At 71.6% G+C, this 22,341-nt stretch carries 19 protein-coding genes; 14 read left to right on the top strand and 5 right to left on the bottom strand.

All coding sequences use genetic code 11. From position 1 onward, the window contains the following. Positions 1-23 precede the first annotated feature (23 nt). From ACGFIQ_RS01620 to rny, 6 genes are all read left to right on the top strand, one after another. Positions 24-1,355, top strand: a complete 1,332-nt coding sequence (locus ACGFIQ_RS01620; RefSeq protein WP_393237677.1) for an MFS transporter — start codon at positions 24-26, stop codon at positions 1,353-1,355. A gap of 5 nt (positions 1,356-1,360) precedes the next feature. Then, positions 1,361-1,561, top strand: coding sequence for a DUF3046 domain-containing protein (locus ACGFIQ_RS01615; protein WP_030489422.1), 201 nt, complete (start codon positions 1,361-1,363; stop codon positions 1,559-1,561). A gap of 184 nt (positions 1,562-1,745) precedes the next feature. Beyond that, the gene (gene recA / locus ACGFIQ_RS01610) at positions 1,746-2,792 is read left to right on the top strand and encodes a recombinase RecA (RefSeq protein WP_007456801.1); all 1,047 of its coding nucleotides are present in this window, start codon (positions 1,746-1,748) and stop codon (positions 2,790-2,792) included. 14 nt (positions 2,793-2,806) lie between these two features. Then, entirely contained in the window at positions 2,807-3,499 is a 693-nt protein-coding gene (locus tag ACGFIQ_RS01605; RefSeq protein WP_393237673.1) for a regulatory protein RecX, read from the top strand. A gap of 34 nt (positions 3,500-3,533) precedes the next feature. Further along, positions 3,534-4,241 carry a 3-keto-5-aminohexanoate cleavage protein gene (locus ACGFIQ_RS01600; protein WP_393237671.1) on the top strand — a complete coding sequence of 236 codons (708 nt, stop codon included), beginning with the start codon at positions 3,534-3,536 and terminating at the stop codon, positions 4,239-4,241. Positions 4,242-5,530: 1,289 nt separating this feature from the next. Beyond that, positions 5,531-7,297 carry a ribonuclease Y gene (gene rny / locus ACGFIQ_RS01595; protein ID WP_393237668.1) on the top strand — a complete coding sequence of 589 codons (1,767 nt, stop codon included), beginning with the start codon at positions 5,531-5,533 and terminating at the stop codon, positions 7,295-7,297. A gap of 77 nt (positions 7,298-7,374) precedes the next feature. Here rny and ACGFIQ_RS01590 read toward each other — a convergent pair whose 3' ends face one another. The 4 genes from ACGFIQ_RS01590 to ACGFIQ_RS01575 form a co-directional block, all read right to left on the bottom strand. Continuing rightward, entirely contained in the window at positions 7,375-8,244 is an 870-nt protein-coding gene (locus tag ACGFIQ_RS01590) for an amino acid ABC transporter permease (protein WP_393237665.1), read from the bottom strand. Beyond that, positions 8,244-8,918, bottom strand: coding sequence for an amino acid ABC transporter permease (locus ACGFIQ_RS01585; RefSeq protein WP_393237662.1), 675 nt, complete (start codon positions 8,916-8,918; stop codon positions 8,244-8,246). Before ACGFIQ_RS01585 ends, ACGFIQ_RS01590 begins: the two co-directional genes overlap by 1 nt. 84 nt (positions 8,919-9,002) lie before the next feature. Beyond that, complete coding sequence (locus ACGFIQ_RS01580) at positions 9,003-9,869, bottom strand: glutamate ABC transporter substrate-binding protein (RefSeq protein ID WP_393237659.1); 867 nt, start codon at positions 9,867-9,869, stop codon at positions 9,003-9,005. 57 nt (positions 9,870-9,926) lie between these two features. Continuing rightward, complete coding sequence (locus ACGFIQ_RS01575) at positions 9,927-10,682, bottom strand: amino acid ABC transporter ATP-binding protein (RefSeq protein WP_357526236.1); 756 nt, start codon at positions 10,680-10,682, stop codon at positions 9,927-9,929. Positions 10,683-10,877: 195 nt separating this feature from the next. Between ACGFIQ_RS01575 and selD the strand changes: the two genes are divergently transcribed. Next, on the top strand, positions 10,878-11,867 hold the full coding sequence (selD, locus tag ACGFIQ_RS01570; protein ID WP_393237654.1) for a selenide, water dikinase SelD: 990 nt from the start codon (positions 10,878-10,880) through the stop codon (positions 11,865-11,867). Positions 11,868-12,161: 294 nt separating this feature from the next. After that, positions 12,162-12,641, top strand: a complete 480-nt coding sequence (locus tag ACGFIQ_RS01565) for a hypothetical protein (RefSeq protein WP_357072812.1) — start codon at positions 12,162-12,164, stop codon at positions 12,639-12,641. 104 nt (positions 12,642-12,745) lie between these two features. Here the strand turns inward: ACGFIQ_RS01565 and ACGFIQ_RS01560 are convergent, their stop codons facing one another. Further along, on the bottom strand, positions 12,746-12,991 hold the full coding sequence (locus ACGFIQ_RS01560; RefSeq protein WP_393237651.1) for a DUF2277 family protein: 246 nt from the start codon (positions 12,989-12,991) through the stop codon (positions 12,746-12,748). A gap of 164 nt (positions 12,992-13,155) precedes the next feature. Here ACGFIQ_RS01560 and fxsA point away from each other — a divergent pair, with 164 nt between their 5' ends. The 6 genes from fxsA to fxsT are packed head-to-tail and all read left to right on the top strand — an operon-like array spanning position 13,156 to position 22,311. Next, positions 13,156-13,344 (top strand): FxSxx-COOH cyclophane-containing RiPP peptide, encoded by a 189-nt coding sequence (gene fxsA / locus ACGFIQ_RS01555; protein ID WP_393237648.1) that lies wholly within the window; start codon positions 13,156-13,158, stop codon positions 13,342-13,344. Next, positions 13,345-15,657, top strand: a complete 2,313-nt coding sequence (locus ACGFIQ_RS01550) for an FxsB family cyclophane-forming radical SAM/SPASM peptide maturase (protein ID WP_393237645.1) — start codon at positions 13,345-13,347, stop codon at positions 15,655-15,657. It begins immediately after the preceding gene. Then, entirely contained in the window at positions 15,641-16,465 is an 825-nt protein-coding gene (locus ACGFIQ_RS01545; protein ID WP_393237642.1) for an aminoglycoside N(3)-acetyltransferase, read from the top strand. Before ACGFIQ_RS01550 ends, ACGFIQ_RS01545 begins: the two co-directional genes overlap by 17 nt. A 52-nt stretch (positions 16,466-16,517) precedes the next feature. Continuing rightward, positions 16,518-17,177 (top strand): TIR-like protein FxsC, encoded by a 660-nt coding sequence (locus ACGFIQ_RS01540; RefSeq protein WP_393237639.1) that lies wholly within the window; start codon positions 16,518-16,520, stop codon positions 17,175-17,177. Then, the gene (locus tag ACGFIQ_RS01535; RefSeq protein WP_393237636.1) at positions 17,174-18,445 is read left to right on the top strand and encodes a TIR-like protein FxsC; all 1,272 of its coding nucleotides are present in this window, start codon (positions 17,174-17,176) and stop codon (positions 18,443-18,445) included. The genes ACGFIQ_RS01540 and ACGFIQ_RS01535 overlap by 4 nt, the downstream gene beginning before the upstream one ends. After that, complete coding sequence (fxsT, locus tag ACGFIQ_RS01530; protein WP_393237633.1) at positions 18,442-22,311, top strand: FxSxx-COOH system tetratricopeptide repeat protein; 3,870 nt, start codon at positions 18,442-18,444, stop codon at positions 22,309-22,311. Before ACGFIQ_RS01535 ends, fxsT begins: the two co-directional genes overlap by 4 nt. Positions 22,312-22,341 lie beyond the last annotated feature (30 nt).

Below are 22,341 nucleotides of genomic sequence, written 5' to 3'. Positions count from 1 at the left end.
TCATCCCCTCCTGAGGAGCGCAGATGGCCACCGACCTGACCGCGCCGCGTACCGTCGCCAGCCCCGACGTCACGTCGATCCAGCGTCGTACCCTGCGGCTGCTCTTCGCCACCCAGATCATCGGTGGTGTCGGCGTGACCATTGGCATCGCCGTGGGTGCGCTGCTCGCCACGCGGATCGCCGGCACGGCGGTGGCCGGCGTGGCGCAGAGCGCCGGCGTGGTCGGTGCGGCGCTGCTCGCCGTCCCGGTCACCCGGATCATGGCGCGGCACGGCCGTCGGCCGGGTCTGGTGGTGGCGTACGCGGTGGGTGCCGTCGGCGGCGTACTCGTGGTGCTGGCCGCGGCCACCCGCTGGGTGCCGCTGCTCTTCCTCGGCATGCTGCTGTTCGGCGGGGGCACCGCCGCGAACCTGCAGGCCCGCTACGCGGCGGTGGATCTCGCCGAGCCGGCCCGACGAGGGCGGCAGCTCTCCCTGATCGTCTGGGCGACCACCATCGGCGCGGTGGCCGCCCCGAACTTCGCCGCGCTGGCCGACCGGGTCACCACCGGCTGGGGATTGCCCCCGCTGGCCGGGCCGTTCGCGTTCAGTGCTGTCGCGTTCGTGCTGGCTGCCGCCGTACTCCTCGGGTTGCTCCGGCCCGACCCGCTGCTCACCGCGCGGCGCCTCGCGGCGGCCGTCGCGTCGCCGACCCGCGACGCGCCGCCGCCGACCACCGTGCCGGTCAAGGTGCGCGCGCCGCGCGACGCCGGGATGTGGGCGGCCTGGTCGGTGGTACGCGGACAGCCCGCCGCCCGACTCGGCATCGCCGCCGTGGCGGTGGGTCACCTGGTGATGGTGGCGGTGATGGCGATGACTCCGGTCCGGCTCGGTGAGTCGCACGCCGACGCCGACGTGCTGCGACTCGTCGGCATCGTGTTGAGCCTGCACATCGCCGGCATGTACGCGTTCTCCCCGGTGGTCGGCTGGCTCACCGACCGGCTCGGCCGGCGGGCGGTGATCCTCGGCGGGGTCGGGCTGCTGCTGGCCGCCTGCGCGGTCGCCGGCACCGCGGGGCACCACACGCCACGGCTCTCGGTGGGTCTGGTCCTGCTCGGGCTGGGCTGGTCGGGGACGATGGTGGCCGGTTCGACGTTGCTGTCCGAGTCGGTGCCGGCCGACGTGCGGCCGAGCGTGCAGGGGCTGTCCGACCTGATCATGGGGCTGGCCGGGGCCGCCGCTGCCGTGGTGAGCGGGTTTGTCATGCAGTTCGCCGGTTATCCCGTGCTCACCCTGCTCGCGGCGGTCGCGGCGGTGCCCCTGGTGGCGCTAGCGTTGCGCCCGGTGCCGACCAGGGCACCGGACGAGGAGGGCTGATCACTGTGCGGCTGACCGACTTCTGGACGCGCCTTGACGAGGCGTTCGGGCCCGGCTATGCGGCCAGCATCGCCCGCGACCAGGTGCTGTCGCAGCTCGGCGGACGGACCATCGAGCAGGCACTGGCGTCGGGGGAGCAGACGCACGTGGTGTGGCGAGCGGTTTGTGCCGCGTACCCCGACCGCGTGCCCGCCCGACTACGCTGAGCAGCCTTTTCGTCGCTTCCGCGTGTCGCTTGTCGAGTCGTACACCTGTTCGGCTATTGTCCACAGCGGGGTGCTCGTCCACAGCTCGCGGCCCGTCGGCTGGTTTTCTGTCGGACCCAGCGCCTAGCGTGTCCGCGTGACGCGAAGCTCAGCAAAGACGCCGGCGAAGGCAGGGGTGGCAACCATGGCAGCAGGGCCTGACCGGGAGAAGGCACTCGACCTTGCTCTCGCTCAGATTGACAAGCAATTCGGCAAGGGCTCGGTGATGCGGCTGGGTGACCGGCCGGTCGTTCAGACCGCGATCATTCCGACCGGCTCCATCGCGCTCGACGTGGCGCTGGGCATCGGCGGTCTGCCGCGCGGCCGGGTGGTCGAGATCTACGGCCCCGAGTCCAGCGGTAAGACCACTGTGGCACTGCACGCGGTGGCCAACGCCCAGCGCAACGGCGGCATCGCCGCCTTCATCGACGCCGAGCACGCGCTCGACCCGGAGTACGCGAAGGCCCTCGGCGTCGACACCGACGCCATGTTGGTCTCGCAGCCGGACACCGGCGAGCAGGCACTGGAGATCGCGGACATGCTGATCCGCTCCGGTGCTCTGGACATCATCGTGATCGACTCGGTGGCGGCCCTGGTGCCGCGTGCCGAGATCGAGGGCGAGATGGGCGACAGCCACGTGGGTCTCCAGGCCCGGCTGATGAGCCAGGCACTACGAAAGATCACCGGTGTGCTCAGCAACACCGGCACCACGGCGATCTTCATCAACCAGCTGCGGGAAAAGATCGGCGTCATGTTCGGCAGCCCGGAGACCACGACCGGTGGTCGGGCGCTGAAGTTCTACGCCTCGGTCCGGCTCGACGTGCGACGCATCGAGAGCCTCAAGGACGGCACCGACGTGGTCGGCAACCGCACCCGGGTCAAGGTCGTGAAGAACAAGGTCGCCGCGCCGTTCAAGCAGGCCGAGTTCGACATCATGTACGGCAAGGGCATCTCGCGTGAGGGCTCGCTGATCGACGTCGGCGTGGAGCAGGCGATCATCCGCAAGTCCGGAGCGTGGTACACGTACGACGGCGACCAGCTCGGCCAGGGCAAGGAGAAGGCCCGGGAGTTCCTGAAGGAAAACCCGGACGTGGCCGCCGAGATCGAGAAGAAGATCCTGGAGAAGCTCGGCGTCGGGGTCGGCGCGGGTGACGCCGCCGGTGGCCCCGAGCTGCCGCCTGTCGACTTCTGACCGGTCGCTGACCCATGGCAGGACGACGCGCCCGTACGGGGCGGGGCTGGGATGCCAGTCCACCTCGTACGGGCGACGCCCCTGATCCACCCCACCCCCGCCAAGGCCGCCGTGGGCGCTCCGCGGAGACCGACGCGGTGGAGTCTCCCCCTCGTGACGAGTCGGAGGTGGCCCGCGAGATCTGCCTGCGGCAGCTCGCGGTCCGGCCCCGCACCCGGGCCGAGCTGGCCGGTGCGCTGGCCAAGCGAGGCATCTCCGAGGAGGTCTCGGCCGAGGTGCTCGACCGGTACGACGAGGTCGGCATCATCGACGACGCCGCGTTCGCCCGCGCCTGGGTGTCCAGCCGGCACTCCGGGCGTGGGCTGGCCCGCCGGGCGCTCGCCAACGAGCTACGCCGCAAGGGTGTGGACGGCGAGGTGGCCACCGAGGCACTCGGCGAACTGGACGAGGAGACCGAGGCCGATACCGCCCGCACCCTGGTGGAGCGCAAGCTGCGCACCGCCCGGGGTGAGCCCGACGCGGTGTTCCGCCGGCTGGTGGGCATGCTGGCCCGCAAGGGCTACCCGCCCGGCGTGGCGATCCGGGCGGTGAAGGACGCGCTGGCCGCGCAGAGCGCCGAGGCGGCCGAGTTCGCCGAGCAGATCGACGCCGACGCGCTCGCCGACGCCGAGGGCGAGTTGGACCGCGACAACCGCCCGATCGACTGAGAATCGCGCCGGGTGCGGTGGGGTGGGTGATCCGATGCTGAAGGCGTGTCTGAACGGTGGGCGCGGCCGTGACGCCCACCCGGCGGTGCCGGTCACGCCCGCGGAGTTGGCCGTCGACGCGGCCCGTTGCGCGGCGCTCGGCGTCGCGGCCGTGCACGTCCATCCCCGAGACGCGTCGGGTGCCGAGTCGCTGCGCCCAGAGGTGATCGCCGACGCGCTCACCGCGATCCGCGCCGCCCGGCCGGGGCTGCCGGTGGGGGTGAGCACCGGCGCCTGGATCGCCCCGGATCCGGCCGACCGGGTGGCCGCCGTCCGGGCCTGGCCGGTGCTGCCCGACTTCGCCTCGGTCAACGTGCACGAGGTCGGCGCCGAGGCCGTCGCCGCAGCCCTGCACGAGCGGGGTGTGCTCGTCGAGGTGGGGCTCTGGACGGTCGACGCCGTCGAGGCGTACCAGGGTTGGCGGGTGCCGGCCGGGCGGATCCTCGTCGAGTGCATGGCCGAGGAGGTGCCGGTCGCGTTGGCCGACGCGGCGCGGATCCTCGCCGCCCTGCCGTCACGGGGGGTTCCACCGGTGCTTCTGCACGCCGAAGGGCCGGCCACCTGGGCGGTGCTCGCCGACGCGGTCAACCGCGGTCTGCACACCCGGATCGGCCTGGAGGACACACTCCTGCTGCCCGACGGCACACCGGCGCCGCACAATGCCGCACTGGTCACCGCCGCGCTGGCAGCCGGCGCCCAGTGAGCGCACGGCGCCGGGTCGGGCTGTGCTGGGCACCCTGCGTCCGTGCTGGCTGCCTGCGCCGTGCTGGCTGCCGGGTGTCGTGCTGGGTTGCACGGCGTCGTGCTGGGCGGGCGCTGTCTGCTGGGCCGCCCGCCAAGATCGCGCTCGATCCAGGATGTCAACGCCGTTGCGTTAGGCGGAATGACTGCTCGTCAAAGGGCACTGCATCGCGATCTTGCACTTTCTGCCTCGACATCTGGGGGCATTACGGATGAAGCGGCGACAGAAAGTGCAAGATCGGCGTGATTCTCATACTCGACGCGTCTGATCTACAAGCCCCGTCAGTCAGCAGCGGGTTGACCCGTCGGCACCACAGCCTTAACGCAACGGCGTTGTCCAGGATGTAGTGGATCCTCACGCGGTGAGGCCACTACTTCCATGACAACGTCGTTGCGTTAGGTGGAACGGCTGTTCGTCGACCAGCACGGCCCCGCCGATCATGGAGTTGTGGTGGGTAACAGAACGCCCGTAAAACCCCCAAAGTCGGCACCACAACTCCATGATCGCCAAGCCGGGCCCAACCCGCTCCCCGATCGGGCACTTCCTGTCCCGGGTTGACCCGCCGGCTACAGCCCTAACGCAACGGCGTTGACTTCCATGATCGAGCACGATCTAGGCGGGGTGCGGCGCGATGCTGGCGGGGTGCGGCGCGATCTTGGCGGGACGGGTGTGATCTTGGTCGGGGTTGGCCTGGCGGGGTGCCGCGCGCGAATGTGGGGTCGTTGTCGTCACACCTGCGGCTCGCCGAGGGGTGCCGCCGTCGCTGAACAGGCACGACATCCGGATCGGGGGTGGGTGCCTCGCCGCGTTTGTCCCGTCGTGTCCGACACGACATCACCTTTCGGTGACGATGCAACTTCTCTCCGTTCGGGGGGTTTGATCATGAGTCCTTGACCAGAGCACCCCCGGCGACCTAGCCTCGCCATACAGGCTCACATTGCCCGACCATCGCAGGCTAAGCGCACAACATAGATCGCGTAACAAGACAGCATCACTTTGGCCGACTCTGCGGCCTTTGGCGGCAACTCCGGACAGGCCGGTCCGGGACGCCGCGACAACTGCACCCGGTCGCCGACGTTGCCCGCGGGCACCGCCGGCGGAGAGAGCTACCCACGGCCAGCCGCTCCGGTCGGGCGTCCACAGCCGCAGGAGTGTGCCCCCGGCACGGTCGCTGCGGTCTCGACGTTAGGGGAGGCGGCCATGGCGGGGCGGCGGCACAGGTTCATCGGTAGACCCGACAGGGTCCCGGCATGAACGCCTTCGACGTCGTGCTTCTCGCGGCCGTCCTCGTCCTCGCCGTGGTGGTGATCGGAGCCGTGCTGGTCGGCATCCGAACGCTGCGCCGGGTGGGCGCGGCACCGGCTCCGGAGGATCCCGCCTTCATCGCCGAGAAGGACCGCCGGGAGCAGTCCCTGGCCGCCCTGCGGTCCGCGGCCGACGAGGCGAACAGCACGATCGACGTGGCGAAGTCCGCCGCCGCGGCGGCGCGTACCGAGGCGGCGGCGGCGAAGGCCGAGGCGAAGGCGGCCCGCGCCGAGGCCCGGCGGGTGCTCGACGATGCCCGCGCCGAGGCGGACACCGTCCTGGAGCGCGCCCACAAGCAGGCCGAGGCGGACGCCGAGCAGTTGCGGACGGCGGCCCGGCGCAGCGGTGAGCGGGAGGTCGCGGTGCTCGCCGCCACCACCCGGGAGCAGGCCGCCGAGGTGGAGCGTCGTGCGGCCCGGATGGACGAGCGGGAGCGGATGCACACCGAGGAGGTGGAGCGGTTCGCCGAGCGGGAACGGCAGCTCACCGAGGCGAAGGCCGCCCTCGCGGCCCGGGAGTCCGCGCTCGCCAAGCGCGAGGCCGAGCTGACCGAGTCGGAGGAGCTACGTCGCCGGGAACTGGAACGGATCGCCGGGCTCACCGCCGACTCGGCGCGACTGGAGCTGGTCGAGGCGATCGAGACGCAGGCCAAGCGGGAGGCGGCGCTGCTCGTGCGGGACATCGAGTCCGATGCGCGCAACACCGCCGAGCAGCGGGCCCGACACATCGTGGTGGACGCCATCCAGCGGGTCGCCAGCGAGCAGACCGCGGAGAGCGTGGTCAGCGTCCTGCACCTGCCCGGTGACGAGATGAAGGGGCGGATCATCGGCCGGGAGGGGCGCAACATCCGCGCCTTCGAGTCGGTGACCGGCGTCAACCTGATCATCGACGACACGCCCGAGGCGGTGTTGCTGTCCTGCTTCGACCCGGTCCGCCGCGAGGTGGGTCGGTTGACGCTGGAGAAGCTGGTCCTGGACGGGCGGATCCACCCGCACCGGATCGAGGAGGTCTACGACCTGGCCCGGCAGGAGGTGGAGCAGCTCTGCCTCCGTGCCGCCGAGGACGCCCTGGTCGAGGTGGGCATCACCGAGATCCACCCGGAGCTGGTGGCCCTGCTCGGTCGCCTGCGCTACCGCACCTCCTACGGGCAGAACGTGCTCAAGCACCTGGTCGAGACCGCGCACATCGCCGGCATCATGGCCGCCGAGTTGCGGCTGGATGTGCCCACCATCAAACGGTCGGCGTTCCTGCACGACATCGGCAAGGCGCTCACCCACGAGGTGGAGGGCAGCCACGCCATCATCGGCGCGGACCTGGCCCGCAAGTACGGCGAACACGAGGACGTGGTGCACGCCATCGAGGCGCACCACAACGAGGTGCCCCCGCAGACCATCGAGGCCGTGCTCACCCAGGCTTCCGACGCCTGTTCCGGCGGTCGGCCGGGCGCGCGTCGGGAGAGCCTGGAGGCGTACGTCAAGCGGCTGGAGCGAATCGAGGAGATCGCGGCCGGCAAGCTCGGCGTGGACAAGGTCTTCGCCATGCAGGCCGGCCGGGAGATCCGGGTGATGGTCAAGCCGGACGACGTGGACGACATCGGGGCGGCGGTGCTGGCCCGGGACGTGGCCAAGCAGATCGAGGAGGAGCTGACCTACCCGGGTCAGATCCGGGTCACCGTGGTCCGCGAGTCCCGGGTCACCGAGATCGCCCGCTGACCGGCCGGCTCACACGAGTTCAGCGATATCGGGGTGTCCCCAAGGAGGGGACACCCCGATATCAAGACAAGCGTCGGTCAGCCCTGCGGTTCGCTGACCGGCGTGGCGTCGGTGGCGGTCCGTCGTTGGGAGCGGAACCCGCGCTGCCGGCTGCGCCGGTCCAGCCAGTTGGCGAGCGCGGTGAGCAGTGAGTTGATCACGATGTAGATCGCGGCCACCACGATGGCCGCGGCGACGATGTTGCCCTTGTTCGCGGCGAGGTCGTTGACCCCGCGTTGCAGCAGCTCCGGGTAGGCGACGATGTAGCCGAGCGCGGTGTCCTTGAGCAGCACCACGAGTTGGCTGACGATGACCGGCAGCATCGCCCGGGCGGCCTGCGGCACGAGGATCAGCTGCATGACCTGGCTCTTGCGCATGCCGATCGCGTACGCGGCCTCGGACTGACCACCGGGCAGCGAGCGGATCCCGGCCCGGAACGCCTCCGCGAGGACCGAGCCGTTGTACAACGTCAGCCCGATCACGACGGCCCAGAAGTTGCTCACCGGCCCGTCGATCACGAACGGCACGCCGTAGAAGATGAAGAAGATCATGAGGAGCAGTGGTACGGCCCGGAAGAACTCGACCACCGCGCCGGACGGAATACTGATCCAGCGACGCTCGGAGAGCCGGCCGACCGCGAAGATGATGCCGAACGCCAACGAGAGCACCATGCCGACCGCGGCCGCCCAGAGTGTGGCGAGCAGGCCGGGCCCGATGAACTGGGTCCACGTCGCGGCCTCGGTGAAGGGCTTCCAGAGCTGCCCGTCCCACTGGCCCGCCTCGTCGAACTTCGCGTAGACCCACCAGAGCAGCCCGGCCAGGGCGACCCCGAAGACGACGGTCAGTGCCGCGTTGCGGATGCGTGCCCGAGGCCCCGGGTGGTCGTACAGGACGGAGTCGGTGCTCATCAGCGCTTCACCGCCAGTCGGTTGGCCAGCCAGCCGAAGGCGTAGCCGGTGGGGATCAGGAACGCGGCGAAGGTGCCGGCGAAGACCAGGAAGATCATGATGACCGCGTTGCCGTTGTCATTGATCAGCTGCTTCATCACGTTTGAGGACTCCATCAACCCGATCGTGCCGACGATCGTGGCGTTCTTGCAGAGCGCGATCAGGATGCTGCCCAGCGGCGCGATTACGGAGCGCGTGGCCTGGGGCAGCACCACGATCCGCAGGGTCTGCACGAAGGTGAGGCCGATCGCGCGGGCCGCCTCGGCCTGCCCGGTGGGCACCGTGTTGACGCCGGAGCGCAGCGCCTCGCAGACGAAGGAGGCCGTGTAGACCGACAGGCCGACGACCCCGAGCCAGTAGTTGTTCAGGTCCAGGTCGTCGGAGAAGCTCAGACCGAGGCTGGAGTAGAGCCCGAAGTAGCAGAAGAAGACCACCAGGGTCAGCGGTGTGTTGCGGAAGATGTTGACCCAGGCCGTCCCGAAGCCGCGCAGCACGGGGACCGGCGACACCCGCATGGCGGCGAGCACCAGGCCGAGGATCAGCGCGAGCAACGCCGACGCGCCAGTCAGCTTGAGGATCCAGACGAAGCCCGACAGGTAGGCGTCGAAGTTCGTCGGATCAGCGAATACGTCCATGCGTCGGCTCCCAGGGGCAGGTCGTCGGCGTCGTCACGGGCCGAGGGCCGACACCCGTGATCGGATGTCGGCCCTCGGGACCGGTCAGACGCTGCCGCAGTTGGTCAGCTTGGTGGTGTCCAGCTCGGGCGCGGCCTTGCCGCTCTTGCCCAGGCTGGTGTCCCAGGCGGCCTTGTAGGTGCCGTCCGAGGCGGCGGCCTTGAGGATCTCGTTGACCTTCTCGCAGCCGTCCTTGTCGTCCTTCTTCAGGCCGATGCCGTAGGGCTCGCTGGAGAAGGTCTTGCCGACCACCTTGAACTTGCCGGCGTACTGCGACTGGGCGGCGTAGCCGGCGAGGATGATGTCATCCGTGGTGACGGCGTCGACCTGGCCGTTCTCCAGCAGCGGCAGGCACTTCGAGTACGCGTCGAACTGCTGCAGCTTGGCCTTCGGGTAATCCGACTGGATCCGCTTGGCGGGCGTGGATCCCGAGGCCGAGCAGACCTTCTTGCCCTCCAGGCCCTCGGGGCCGGTGATCGTCGAGTCGGCCTTGACGAGCAGGTCCTGGCCGGCGATGAAGTACGGGCCAGCGAAGTTGACCTTCTGCTTGCGCTCGTCGTTGATGGTGTACGTGGCCACCACCAGGTCGACGGTGCCCTGCTGGATGAAGGGCTCCCGGTTGTTGGAGACCGTCGTCTTCCACTCGATGTTGTTCGCGTCGACGCCGAGGCCCTTGGCGATGATCTTGCCGATCTCGATGTCGAAGCCCTCGTACTGGCTGCCGGTCTGCAGGCCCAGGCCAGGCTGGTCGGCCTTGACGCCGATGACGAGCTTCTTCTGCTTCTCCGCCTTGCCGACGATGCCCTTGGCGCCCGAGCTGCCGGTGCTGCCGCCTTCGTCCCCGCCACAGGCGGTCATGGTGACGGCCAGGGTCGCGACCGCGGCGACTGCCGCAATGCGCTTGATACGCATACTCTTCTCCTTCTTCGACGGAGCCCACCGAGGTGCGGCGCGCTCCACTACGGACGCCTAGTGCGTGAGGATCTTGGAGAGGAAGTCCTTGGCCCGCTCGCTGCGCGGGTTCTCGAAGAACTCCGCCGGGGAGGCGTCCTCGACGAGCTTGCCGTCGGCCATGAAGATGACCCGGTTGGCCGCGTGCCGGGCGAAGCCCATCTCGTGGGTGACCACGACCATGGTCATGCCGTCGCGGGCCAGCGAGGTCATCACGTCGAGCACCTCGCCGACCATCTCCGGGTCCAGAGCGCTGGTGGGCTCGTCGAAGAGCATCGCCTTGGGCTGCATGGCCAGCGCCCGGGCGATCGCCACGCGCTGCTGCTGCCCGCCGGAGAGCTGGGCCGGGAACTTGTCCGCCTGGTTGCCGATGCCGACCCGGTCGAGCAGGGCCAGGCCGCGCTCGCGGGCGGCGGCCGGCTTCTCCTTGCGGACCTTGATCGGGCCGAGGGTGACGTTCTCCAGGATGGTCTTGTGCGCGAAGAGGTTGAAGGACTGGAAGACCATCCCCACCTCGCTGCGCAGCTTGGCGAGGGGCTTGCCCTCGGCCGGCAGCGGCTGGCCGTCGAAGGTGATGGTGCCGGAGTTGATCGGCTCCAGTCGGTTGATGGCGCGGCACAGCGTCGACTTGCCGGAGCCGGACGGGCCGATCACCACGACCACCTCACCCCGACCCACCGACAGCGAGACGTCGTCCAGCACGTGCAGCGGCCCGAACCACTTGTTGACCGCGTCCAGCACGATGAGCGGTTCGCCCGTCGTCACGTCGTCCACCGTCCCCTGTCGTCTCCCGGATCGGGGTCGGTTGACCCCCGGTGCGGCCACTGTAGGCGGCCTGATGTGGAGGAATGCAACTCAGCGGGTCACGGAGCGATAACACCGGTCACGATCGTCGTCGGACGTCCGATTCCGGTCATCCCACGGGCCCCAACGGTGGCGATCGTGGCCTGCTGTCGAGATCATGGGGGCATGACCGAACCGGTACGGCTGACCAGGTACGCCCGTGGTGGTGGCTGCGCCTGCAAGATCCCGCCGGGCGAGCTGGAGGTCATGGTGTCCGGTCTCGGCCCGGCCACCGGGACCGCCGAGTTGCTCGTCGGGTTGGACCACGGCGACGACGCGGCGGTGGTGCGCCTCGATCAGCGGACCGGCCTGGTCAGCACCGCCGACTTCTTCACGCCGGTGGTCGACGACGCGTACGACTGGGGTCGGATCGCCGCGGCCAACGCGCTCTCCGACGTGTACGCGATGGGCGGCACCCCGTTGCTCGCGCTCAACCTGCTCTGCTGGCCGCGCGACGTGCTGCCGATGGAGTTGGCCGGCGAGGTGCTGCGCGGCGGCCAGGACGTGGCTCGGGAGGCCGGCTGTCACCTGGCCGGCGGGCACAGCGTGGACGACGACGGCCCGAAGTACGGTCTCGCGGTCACCGGCACGGTCCGCCCGGAGGAGTTGATCACCCTCGACGCCGGGCGTGCCGGCGTGCCGTTGTCGTTGACGAAGCCGCTCGGGGTGGGGGTGCTCAACACCCGACACAAGACCACCGGTGAGAGCTTTCCGGAGGCGGTGGCCTCGATGAGCGCGCTCAACTCCGACGCGGCCCGCGCCGCGGTCGCCGCCGGCATCCGCTGTGGCACCGACGTGACCGGGTTCGGGTTGCTCGGGCACGCCTCGAAGCTGGCCCGGGCCAGCCAGCTCACGGTGGCCATCGACACGGCCCGCGTGCCCTACCTGTCCGGTGCGCGCGAAGCGCTGCGCGACGGGTACGTCAGCGGCGGCAGCCGGCGCAACCTGGAGTGGGTGACCCCGTGGACGGATTTCGGCGCCGTGGGGGAGGACGAGCGGTTGTTGCTGGCCGACGCGCAGACCTCCGGCGGCCTGCTGGTCGCCGGTGAGATTCCCGGCGCGCCCGTGGTGGGTGAGTTGCTGCCGCGCGGCGAGCACCTGGTCGTCCTGCGCTGACTTTCCCCAGGTCGACGCCGGAGATGCGGCGGTCACCGCGCGCCGGACACGCGAGGGGCGCGCGCCGGACACGCGAGGGGCGCTCGTCGGACACGCGGCGGCGGTGGTGCGGTTGGCGCACCATAGCCGATAAACTGTCACCTTCCCGCTACTCCGAGCAATGCGGCTCAGGGAAATTTTGCCCGGAATGGTCACAGACCGGTAACTTGCCCCCGGCTGGGGTCAAATGCCCCCCACCATCGTGTGTAAGGCCCGATCCGGAGGCCGGTGGGACGAACGCAGCGAGGAGGCGGAATGACCGAGCTGTGGAACTGGAGAATCGACGGGGCTCGACCCGTGGAGGTCTACCCGGCGCTGGCCGAGGCGCTTGGCCGGGTGGTGATGCCGTTGGCGGTGGCCGACCCGGCCCGGCTGCCGGCGTACGCGGTGGTGTGTGACGTCTGGCAGGCGCCGGGCGAGTTCGCGACTGTCGTGGATTGCTACGGGGTGCCCGAGCGGCTCTCCGAGCACGCCAGCATCGCCGCGCTCGCTCGACTGTTGGGCCGCAACTGCCTGTTGCGTGACGACACGCTCGACGCGGGGCGGCATCTGCTCGTCGCGCCGGACGGCACGGTCCGTCCGGTGCACTTCGACGTGCGGGACACCGACGATGGCGAGGTGCTCAGCAGGCACCGGCTCTGCTCGCTCGGTGACCCGGGTTGTCGGGGCTGGTCGCAGTGCCACCGGTCACGCTGGGCGCCGGACACCGTCGTCCCGGCGCTCGCCGCGGCCTGACCCGCCAGGGGGCGGGTCCGACCGGAAGCCGCAAGCGCGAGTCGGTCCGCTCCCGCGAGCCCTCGACGCGGGCGCGACGGCGACCGGTCGGTCCGTGCCCGCGATCAGCTGGCGGCGGCCTGCCGGTCCGCGGTGCCCGATCCGGCGCCCCGTACCACCAGTTGGTCGAGCAGGTCGCGCGTCGCCGCGGTCACGGCGGCCACCGCGGCGTCGAACGCGGCGGCGTTGTGTGCGGCGGGCGCCCGGAAGCCAGAGATCTTCCGGACGTACTGCAACGCCGCCGCCTCGACGTCCGCGTCGGTCACCTGCGGGGTGAACGGTTCACGCAACGTCTTGATGCTCCGGCACATGTGGGTTCCTCCTCTGCCGGCGCCTCGGATCACCACCCGGGGTGCCGGTGGTTGTACCGACGGTGACACTGGGTCGATATTTGTCTATCCTGGTCACGGACCAGAGCCTTTCGCGCAATTATCGCCGCTCGCGCTTCCGGCGCCCGGGCCCTCGGAGACTCATTGTGGACCATGCCCCCACCCGCACCACCCGTCCCGACCTCGACAACCTCACCCGAAGCCTGCACACCCCGCTGGCGCGGATCGCCGCCGAGCACGCCGACCTGGTCGAGGCGGTCCGCCGGCGCGTCGTCGTGGACGAGACCGCACCGTCCGACAGCGTGCCCGTCGCCGCCTTCAACTCGTCGATCTAGATGATGGTCGGCCGGAGCGGGCCACCCGCGGTGGGCGGGTCGTGCCGGCCGATCAGCCAGTTCGTGCTCAAGGTGCACAGCCGGTGCGATCTGAGTTGCGACCACTGCTACGTCTACCAGCACGCCGACCAGACCTGGCGGGGTCGGCCGGTGCGGATGTCGACGGCCACGGTCCGGGCCGCCGCACGACGCATCGCCGAGCACGCCCGCGAGCACGCGTTGCCGGTCGTGCACGTGGTGCTGCACGGGGGTGAGCCCCTGCTGCTGGGCGCTGCCGGGCTGCGCGAGGTGTTGGCCGAGTTGCGGACGGCGATCACGCCGTGGACGCGACTCGACCTGCGCATGCAGACCAATGGCGTGCTGCTCGACGATGAGCTGTGCCGGCTCCTCGTCGACGAGGACGTGCAGGTCGGAGTGTCGTTCGACGGCGACCGCGCGGCAAACGACCGGCACCGGGTCTTCGCCCACGGCGGCAGCAGCCACGACCACGTCCGGCGGGCGCTGGCCCTGCTCCGCCGGCCGGAGCACCGCGCCAGCTACGCCGGCATCCTCTGCACCGTCGACGTCCGCAACGACCCCGACCGGGTGTACGAGGCGCTGCTGGCCGAGAGCCCTCCCCGGGTGGACCTGCTGCTGCCGCACGCCACCTGGGACAACCCACCGCCACGCCCCGGTCCCGGGCCCACCCCGTACGCGGACTGGCTGGTTCGGGTGCACCGGCGGTGGGTTGACGAGGGTCGGCCGATGTCGATTCGGCTGTTCGAGGCGTTGCGGCCCGGTGGCGGCGGCACCGAGGCGTTCGGCCTCGCCCCGGCCGACGTGCTGGTGATCGAGGCGGACGGCAGTTGGGAGCAGGTCGACTCGTTGAAGACGGCCTATCACGGCGCGGCGGGCACCGGGTTCGACGTGTTCGGCCAGTCGGTGGACGAGGCGGCCCGGCACCCCGGTGTCGCCGTCCGGCAGGAGGGTGTGGCCGGGCTCTGCGCGACCTGCCGGGCCTGTCCGGTGGTCGACAGGTGTGGCGGCGGGTTGTACGCCCACCGCTGGCGCACCGGCTCCGGCTTCGACAACCCGTCGGTGTACTGCGCCGACCTGCTCCGCCTCGTCGACAGCGTCGACGCGTACCCGCGGCCGGCGCGCCAACCGCCGCCCGCCGCACCGGCCGACGACCTGCTGGACGACCTGGCGACCGGTCACGGGTCGACGGAGACGCTGGGGCTGCTCGCCGCCACCCAGCTCTCCATCACCCGGGCGTTGCTGGTGGCCTGCCGGGACCGGGCCGGCTCCACGGCCGCCTGGGAGCTGCTCGTCCATCTCGACCAGGCGGCACCGGAGGCGGTCCGGGCGGTCCTCGAGCACCCGTTCGTCCGACCCTGGCTGGTGCACCGCCTCGACTCGTCGGCCCGACGGGCGGTCGACCCGCTGCCGGCGCTCGCCGTCGCGGCGGCGATCCGGGCCGGCGTCCCGGCGGCGGTGCACGTCCCGGTGCGGGCCGACGCGATCACGTTGCCCACACACGGCGGTCTGGTGCTGCCCGGCCTGGGAGAGAGCGCCGAGGTGACAGTCCTGCGGGGAGGCTTCCGGGTCCGCGGCGGCAGCGCCGAGCGGACGGTGCTCCTCGACCCGGTCGAGTTGTCCGCCGGCTGGCGACCGACGCGCGACGTGTCGGTGCCCGGTGGCTGGTTGCTGATCGAGGACGGCGACCCCTACCGGGACTGCTACGGCCAGCCGGTGGCACCCCGCCTGGCGGACCCGGCCGCGCGGGCGTTGGGGCGTACCGTGGCCGAGGCCTGGCGGGTCGTGCAGCGGGACGTGCCGGCGCACGCGGCGGCGCTCGACGGCGGTCTGCGCGCTGTCGTGCCGTTGACACCCGACCCGGTGCGCCCGCTGCGCAGCGCGACCGCGCGGCACGCGTTCGGCGCGGTCGCGGTGACCCCGCACTCCGACCCGGAGACGATGGCGGTGCTGCTCGTGCACGAGTGGCAGCACGCGAAACTCGGTGCCGCGCTCGACCTGTACGACCTCGTCGAACCCGGCCAGGGCACCCGGATCAGGGTGCCCTGGCGTCCCGATCCGCGGCCACCGGAGGGCGTGTTGCAAGGGGTGTACGCCCACCTGGCGGTGACCCGGGTGTGGCAGTCCCGGGCGGCCAGCACCGGGGGTGCCGCGTCGGCGCACGCCGACCGTTACCTGGGCTGGACCCGGGACGGCGTCGACGCGCTGCTGGCCAGTCGGTCGCTCACCGCGGTGGGTGAGCGGTTCGTCGGCCAGTTGCGGCACGCCCTTGAGGAGACCCGTGTCGGGTCCCGATGAGCGGCATCTGCCCTTCCTGGGCCGTCCTCGCCTCGCCGACGATCTGCGAGCGTTGGGCGTCCGCCCGGGGGCGTGCCTCGTGGTGCACTGCGGCCTGCGTCGGGTGGGCCCGTTGGAGGCCGGGCCGGCGACGCTCGCCAACGCTCTGCGCGACGTCCTCGGCTCGGCCGGCACGCTGCTGGTGCCCACCCACACCGACGGCAACTCGACGACCTCCCGGGCCCACCTGGCGGCCACCGCCGGGATGGACCGGGAGCAGCGCGAGCGGTACGAGGCGGCGCTGCCGGGTTGGGACCGCCGCAGCACCCCCTCGCAGCGGATGGGTGCGCTCGCCGAGTACGTCAGGTGCGCCCCCGGAGCCGTCCGCAGTGATCATCCGCAGACCTCGTTCGCCGCGCTCGGGCCTCGTGCCCGGCAGCTCACCGACGACCACGACCTCACCTGTCACCTGGGCGAACGCTCACCGATCGGTGGCCTCTACGCGGCCGACGGGCAGATCCTGCTGCTGGGCCTCGGCTACGAGGCGTGTAGTGCCCTGCACCTGGCGGAATACCGGCTGCCGGTGCCGGCGCCCGAGCGCGACTACCACTGCTTCCGGCTCGTCGACGGGCGTCGGGTCCGCCTCGACTTCCGCGCTCTCGACCTGGACGACCGCGACTTTCCCACGGTGGGCGCCGCGCTCGACGACGCTTCGTTCGTTCGGCACGGTCGGGTCGGCCGGGCGAGAGCGCGCCTGCTGCCGGCACGTGCCACAGTGGACTTCGCCGTCGACTGGTTCGCGGCGAACCGGCTGGCGGCGCGACGTTGACGCGGGGTCTACGCTGATGGTCCGGCCGCGTGGGGAGGGCGGAGGGGCAGCGGTGAGCACAGCGGACGCACCCTCCAGAACGCGCGCCCCGCTCTTCTTCGTCAGCTATTCCAGGGCGCCGGTCGGCCGGGCCACCGGCAAGCCCGCCGAGTACGTCTCCCGGTTCTTCGAGGACCTGTCCGTGCATGTCAGCGAGCTGGTCGGTCCGGTGACCGGGCTGGACGCCGGCTTCCTGGACAGCTCCATCGCGGGCGGGGAACGCTGGAGCCCGGAGCTTCTGGAGGCCGCCGGCACCTGCCAGGTCTTCGTGCCGCTGGTGTCCAGTGCGCTGCTCGGCAGCGAGTGGTGTGGCCGCGAGTGGGACGCGTTCTCCCGCCGACGGATCGTCGGGCGGCACAGCTCCGCCTCGGCCCACGAGACGGCGATCGTGCCGGTCACCTGGTCGCCGACGAACGGCACCGCACTGCCCCGGGTGCTGCGCGACATCCAACGGTTCTCCCCGACCGCCATGCCGGATCCCGACATCGCGGTGCACTACCAGCGGGATGGGGTCTACGGCTTGCTGACCATGCAGTGGGAGAACGCGTACCGGGCGGTGGTCTGGCGGCTCGCGCAGCGGATCGTGGCGATCCACCGCTCCTACCTGGTGGAGCCCTGGGTGCCGGCGAGTGCCGACGAGCTGTGCAACCGGTTCGCCGAGGAGCCGGGGTGAGCCCGCCGGGGGACCGCCGCCGACCGGCGGCACGAGGGACGTACTTCTTCCTCAGCTATGCCCACTCGGCGCCGGCCCCGGGCGCGCGGGCCGACGCCGACGTGTGGGTCGGGCAGTTCTTCACCGACCTGGCCGACGAGGTGCGGCGTCAGGCGCGGCCGGTGGCCGGGATGCGGATCGGCTTCTTCGACCAGCACATTCCGTTGGGCGCCGACTGGAAGGCGGCTCTCGCCGAGGCGCTCGGTGACGCCGAGGTCTTCGTGCCGCTCTACTCGCCCGGCTACTTCAGCCGCCCGTGGGCGTTGGGCGAGCAGGAGTCCTTCCGGGCCCGGCTGGCCGCCGCCGGTTCGGCCCGGCTCACCGCCGGTCACCTCAGCCCGGTGTTGTGGATCCCGTTTCCCCCGTGGGAGGCGCATCCCGAGCTGGACGGCGCACTGGACCTGGGCCGGGACGTCCCGGAGTACGCCGAGGACGGCCTGCGCGCCTTCTGCATGCTGGCCTCCTACCGGGCGCAGTACGAGCTGCTGCTGAGCCGCCTGGCCAGTCGGATCGTGCACACCGCCGAGCGGCGACCGCTGGGCCCGTCCCGTGCGCCAGGCCTCGACGAGGTCGCCCGCCCGAGCCCGTCCGACCCGGACTTCGTCGTCGCCGTCCTGGCCCCGACCCGGGACCGCCTTCCGGCCAACCGCGACCCCGCCGGCTACGCGGCGAGCGGCCGGCTCTGGCGGCCGTACGGGCGACGCCAGGAACTCCCCGCCGCCGAGTACGCGGTCAGCACCGCCGAGCGCCTCGGGCTGTCCGCCCGCACGGAGGACTTCCCACAGGCCGCCGGCCTGCTCGACCACCGACCGGCGGTGCTGCTCGTCGACCCGTGGGTCGCGGCGGCGCCCGACGCGTCGGCGATCCTCGCCGGGATGCTGCACGGCCTGCGGGAGTGGGTCGTGCCGCTGGTGGTCACCGACGACGACGACACCCAGGACGCGACCCACTGGGCGACCGAGGTGACGCGCCTGCTGCACGACGCCGGCCTGCCCCAGGTGAAGCGGGCGTGCAGCATGCCGGAGTTCGTCGACCTGATGCCGGCGCTGGTCACCGAGGCCCGCCGCCAGTTCCTCAAGTACGGCCCGGTCGTCCCCTTCGAACCACCGCCGGAACCGGTGCCGAGCCTGCGCGACGGCCTGCCCGCCGCCGGCTCCACCGGCACGCCCGACCCCGTGTCCCCGCCCGCTGATCCGGCCCCACCGCGTCCCCACGGAGAAGACCGATGAACAACGATCGCGAAGGCCAGGTCGTCACCTTCTACTCGTTCAAGGGTGGGACGGGCCGGACGATGGCGCTGGCCAACGTCGCCTGGATCCTGGCGGCCAGCGGCCGCCGGGTGCTTGTCGCCGACTGGGATCTCGAGTCACCAGGCCTGCACCGCTTCTTCCATCCGTTCCTGGACGCCGATGCGATCCAGGGCACCAGCGGCGTGATCGACATGATCCGCGACTACGAGTGGGAGACCACCCGGGTCGACGACCGACCGGATCGCTGGATGGAGCAGTACGCCCGGGTCGGGCGGCACGCGTTCTCGTTGCGGTGGAACTTTCCCGACGGCGGCGGCCTCGACTTCCTCTCCGCCGGCCGGCAAAACAGTGACTACGCCGTCTCGGTGAGCGGCCTGGACTGGGACAACTTCTACAACCGGCTGGGCGGGGCGCAGTTCTTCGAGGCGCTGCGGGCGGACATGAAGCGCCAGTACGACTACACCCTGATCGACAGCCGGACGGGGTTGAGCGACGTCGCCGACATCTGCACCCTGCACCTGCCGGACACCCTCGTCGACTGCTTCACGCTCAGCGACCAGGGCATCGATGGAGCGGCCCGGGTGGCGCACTCGGTGCGGGACCGGTACCGGCGGCGCGACATCCGGGTCCTGCCGGTGCCGATGCGGGTCGACCAGGCCGAGAAGGAGCGGGCCGAGGCGGGTCGCCTGCTGGCCATGCGCCGCTTCGCCGGGTTGCCGGCGGGCATGACCGAGGCGGAACGGCGGCGCTACTGGGCCGCGGTGGAGGTTCCCTACCGGCCGTTCTACGCGTACGAGGAGACCCTGGCGACCTTCGGCGACCCGCCCGGTTCGCCGACGTCGCTGCTGGCCGCGTTCGAGACGCTGACCGGGATCCTCACCGACGGGGCGGTCACCGCGCTGCCGGTGATGGACGAGTCGGTGCGGGAGCGGGGCAAGGCCCGCTTCCGTCGGCGTACCGAGGCGATCGACGACCAGATCGTGCTCCGGTGCGCGCCGGAGGACGCCATCTGGGCCGAGTGGCTGGAGCGGGTGCTCAGCTCGGCCGGGCTGCGGGTGGTGGAGCCCACGGCCGCCGTCGGGTCCGCAGGTACGCCCGCGCCACGCACGCTGACCGTGGTCTCACCGGCCTACGTGGCCACGCCGTCGGGCGGTCTGCCCGACCGCGACACGAGCACCGGCTCGTCGGCCCTCGCCGTGTACGTCGCCGACCTGCGCCCACTTGCCGAGTTTCCGGCCCAGAGTTCGACGAACCTGGTGAACGTGAGCGCCGCGACAGCCGTGGAGCGGGTGCTGCGGCTGGTCGGCCGGCCGGTGCCGTCGTCGGCGGACGGTCCGGCGGCCGGGGCGACCCGTTATCCCGGCACCGAGCCGCTGATCTTCAACGCGCCCAACCGGAACGCCCGGTTCACCGGCCGGGAGGACGACCTGGCACGGCTGCGCACGCAGTTGCAGAGCGGGGGCAGCGCCGTGGTGCTGCCGGTCGCCCTGCAGGGCATGGGCGGCGTCGGCAAGACACAGGTGGCGTTGGAGTACGTGCACCGGTTCAGGGCCGCGTACGACGTGGTCTGGTGGATCGTGGCGGACCCGCCGCAGTTCGTCGACACCGCCCTCGCCGACCTCGCCGGTCGCCTCGGCATCCTCGTCGGGCCCACCCTGCCCGACACGGTCCGATCCGTGTTGCAGGTGCTCGGCCGTGGTGAGCCGTACGAGCGGTGGCTCGTCGTACTGGACAACGCCGAGGAGCTCGACCAGATCGAGCCCTTCCTGCCGCAGGGCCCCGGCCACGTCCTGCTGACCTCCCGCAACCGCGCCTGGGGTGATCGGGCGAACCCCATCCAGGTGGACGTCTTCAACCGCACCGAGAGCGTCGCGCACCTCGCCCAGCGGGTGCCCACGATCAGCGCCGAGGAGGCCGACCGGGTGGCCGAGGCGCTCGGCGACCTACCGATCGCGGTGGCCGCGGCGGGTGCCTGGCTGGCGGACACCGGCACGTCGGTTCCCGACTATCTGCGGCAGATCGAGCGGCACGGGCCGAGCGCGCTCTCCGTGGAGGCGACCTGGGACCTGTCGCTGAACCGGCTCCTCGAACAGGCGCCGGCCGCGTACCGGTTGTTGCAGCTCTGCTCGGTGCTGGCACCGGAGATCGCCCTCGAACTCATCTACAGCGACGAGATGGCGGCGGCCCTCGTGCCGTTCGACCCGTCGGTGTCGGAGCGGCTGGTGCGTGGCGCCCTGGTCCAGCAGATCAACCGGTTGGCCCTGCTCAAGCTCGACGTGCAGGGCGGTCGGGTGCAGGTGCACCGGTTGTTGCAGGCCGTGGTCCGCGACCGGATGACCGACGACGAGATCACCGCCGCCCGACACCAGGTGCACCTGGTGCTGGCCGCGTCCCGGCCACGCGGCGACGTGGACGACCCGACCACCTGGGCCCGGCTGCGGATGCTCTGGCCGCATCTGGAGGTCTCCGAGGCGCTGACCTGCCCGGACGAGTCGGTGTGTCAGCTCCTGATCGACCGGGTCCGCTATCTGTGGCAGCGCGGTGGTCTGGACCAGGCCGACGTCTTCAGCCAGGAGGTGGACGACACCTGGAGCGCCCGGCTCGGCGACCCGCACGACGAGGTCGAGGCGTCGGCGCTGGGCCGACAGCTGCTGCACCTGCGGTTCAACCGGGCGAACATCCTGCGCAGCCTGGGCCGGTTCGACGAGGCCCGGGACCTGGACGAGGCGGTGCTCGCCGAGCAACGCCGGCTGCTCGGCCCGCTGCACCCGCACAGTCTGATGACCGCCGGCAGCCTCGGCGGTGACCTGCGGGCCCTCGGCCGCTACGCCGAGGCGCTGGAACGGGACCGGTCCACCTACGCGTCCTGGCTGCAGGTGTTCGGCGAGGACCACCCACGGACGTTGAGCGCGGCCAACAACCTCGCCGTCTCGTACCGGCTGGTCGGCGACTACCGGTCGGCCCGGCGGTGGGACGACGAGGTGCACCAGCGGCGGCGGCTGGTGCTCGGCCCCACCCATCCCTACACGCTCGTCTCCGCCGTGCGGCTGGGCAGCGACCTGCGGGAGGCCGGCGAGTACGAACGCTCGGCCACCCTGCTGCGCACGGTGTACGAGACGTACTGCGAGGTGCTCGGGCCGGACGACGGCCAGAGCCTCGCCGCCCAGGTCAACCTGGCGGTGTCGCTGCGCAGCTCCGGTCGGGGCAGCGAGGCCGCGCCGATGTTCGAGACCGCCTTCCGTGAGCTCGACGAACGCTTCGGGCCCGACAATCCGGACACGGTGGCCTGCCGGTCCAGCCGTGCGGCGAACCTGTTGGCCGTCGGCGACGCGGCCCGGGCGTTCACCGAGATGACCGCGGTGCGCCAGGCGTACGAGGAGCTGCTCCGGCTCGGCCCGGAGCACCCGCACACCCTGGCGACGGTGAGCAACATCTCGGCGGCGGAGCGCGCCCTCGGACGCCGGCCGGACGCCCTCGCGTCGGCGGCTAGGGCGGTCGGCGAGTTGCGCAAGGTGCTCGGCCCCGACCACCCGCACACCCTCGCGGCGGAGGTCAACCAGGCGGTGTGCCTCGCCGAGGAGGGTGAGCTGGAGTCGGCGCGGGACCGGCTGCGGGAGGCCGCCGGCCGGTTGGCGGCGGTGATCGGTGCGGACCACCCCGACACGCTGCGCTGCCTCGGTGACCTCGCCCTGGTGTCGAGGCGCGCGGGCGACGGCGCTTCGGCCGAGGACGTCGGCGCGGTGGCGGACCGGCTGGCCGAGGTGATCGGCCTGGAGCATCCGACAGTGCAGACTTTGCGCGAGCGGCGGTTCGTCGTCCGGGTGATCGACCCGCACACGATCTGACGGGGTGTCCGGCCCGCCGGCCCTGGCGTG

This window comes from Micromonospora sp. NPDC048898 (genome assembly GCF_043198035.1).
GTDB lineage: Bacteria > Actinomycetota > Actinomycetes > Mycobacteriales > Micromonosporaceae > Micromonospora.
The sequence above is the reverse complement of the archived record's forward strand: the minus strand, read 5'-3'. Positions and strand labels throughout refer to the sequence as shown.

What these genes read in the sequence shown, in the direction of transcription:
- ACGFIQ_RS01560 (WP_393237651.1), bottom strand. Translation starts at nt 12,991, where the DNA reads ATGTGCCGGAGCATCAAGACGTTGCGTGAACCGTTCACCCCGCAGGTG.
- ACGFIQ_RS01585 (WP_393237662.1), bottom strand. Translation starts at nt 8,918, where the DNA reads ATGGACGTATTCGCTGATCCGACGAACTTCGACGCCTACCTGTCGGGC.
- rny (WP_393237668.1), top strand. Translation starts at nt 5,531, where the DNA reads ATGAACGCCTTCGACGTCGTGCTTCTCGCGGCCGTCCTCGTCCTCGCC.
- ACGFIQ_RS01605 (WP_393237673.1), top strand. Translation starts at nt 2,807, where the DNA reads ATGGCAGGACGACGCGCCCGTACGGGGCGGGGCTGGGATGCCAGTCCA.
- ACGFIQ_RS01600 (WP_393237671.1), top strand. Translation starts at nt 3,534, where the DNA reads ATGCTGAAGGCGTGTCTGAACGGTGGGCGCGGCCGTGACGCCCACCCG.
- recA (WP_007456801.1), top strand. Translation starts at nt 1,746, where the DNA reads ATGGCAGCAGGGCCTGACCGGGAGAAGGCACTCGACCTTGCTCTCGCT.
- ACGFIQ_RS01580 (WP_393237659.1), bottom strand. Translation starts at nt 9,869, where the DNA reads ATGCGTATCAAGCGCATTGCGGCAGTCGCCGCGGTCGCGACCCTGGCC.
- ACGFIQ_RS01565 (WP_357072812.1), top strand. Translation starts at nt 12,162, where the DNA reads ATGACCGAGCTGTGGAACTGGAGAATCGACGGGGCTCGACCCGTGGAG.
- ACGFIQ_RS01590 (WP_393237665.1), bottom strand. Translation starts at nt 8,244, where the DNA reads ATGAGCACCGACTCCGTCCTGTACGACCACCCGGGGCCTCGGGCACGC.
- ACGFIQ_RS01550 (WP_393237645.1), top strand. Translation starts at nt 13,345, where the DNA reads ATGATGGTCGGCCGGAGCGGGCCACCCGCGGTGGGCGGGTCGTGCCGG.
- selD (WP_393237654.1), top strand. Translation starts at nt 10,878, where the DNA reads ATGACCGAACCGGTACGGCTGACCAGGTACGCCCGTGGTGGTGGCTGC.
- fxsT (WP_393237633.1), top strand. Translation starts at nt 18,442, where the DNA reads ATGAACAACGATCGCGAAGGCCAGGTCGTCACCTTCTACTCGTTCAAG.
- ACGFIQ_RS01620 (WP_393237677.1), top strand. Translation starts at nt 24, where the DNA reads ATGGCCACCGACCTGACCGCGCCGCGTACCGTCGCCAGCCCCGACGTC.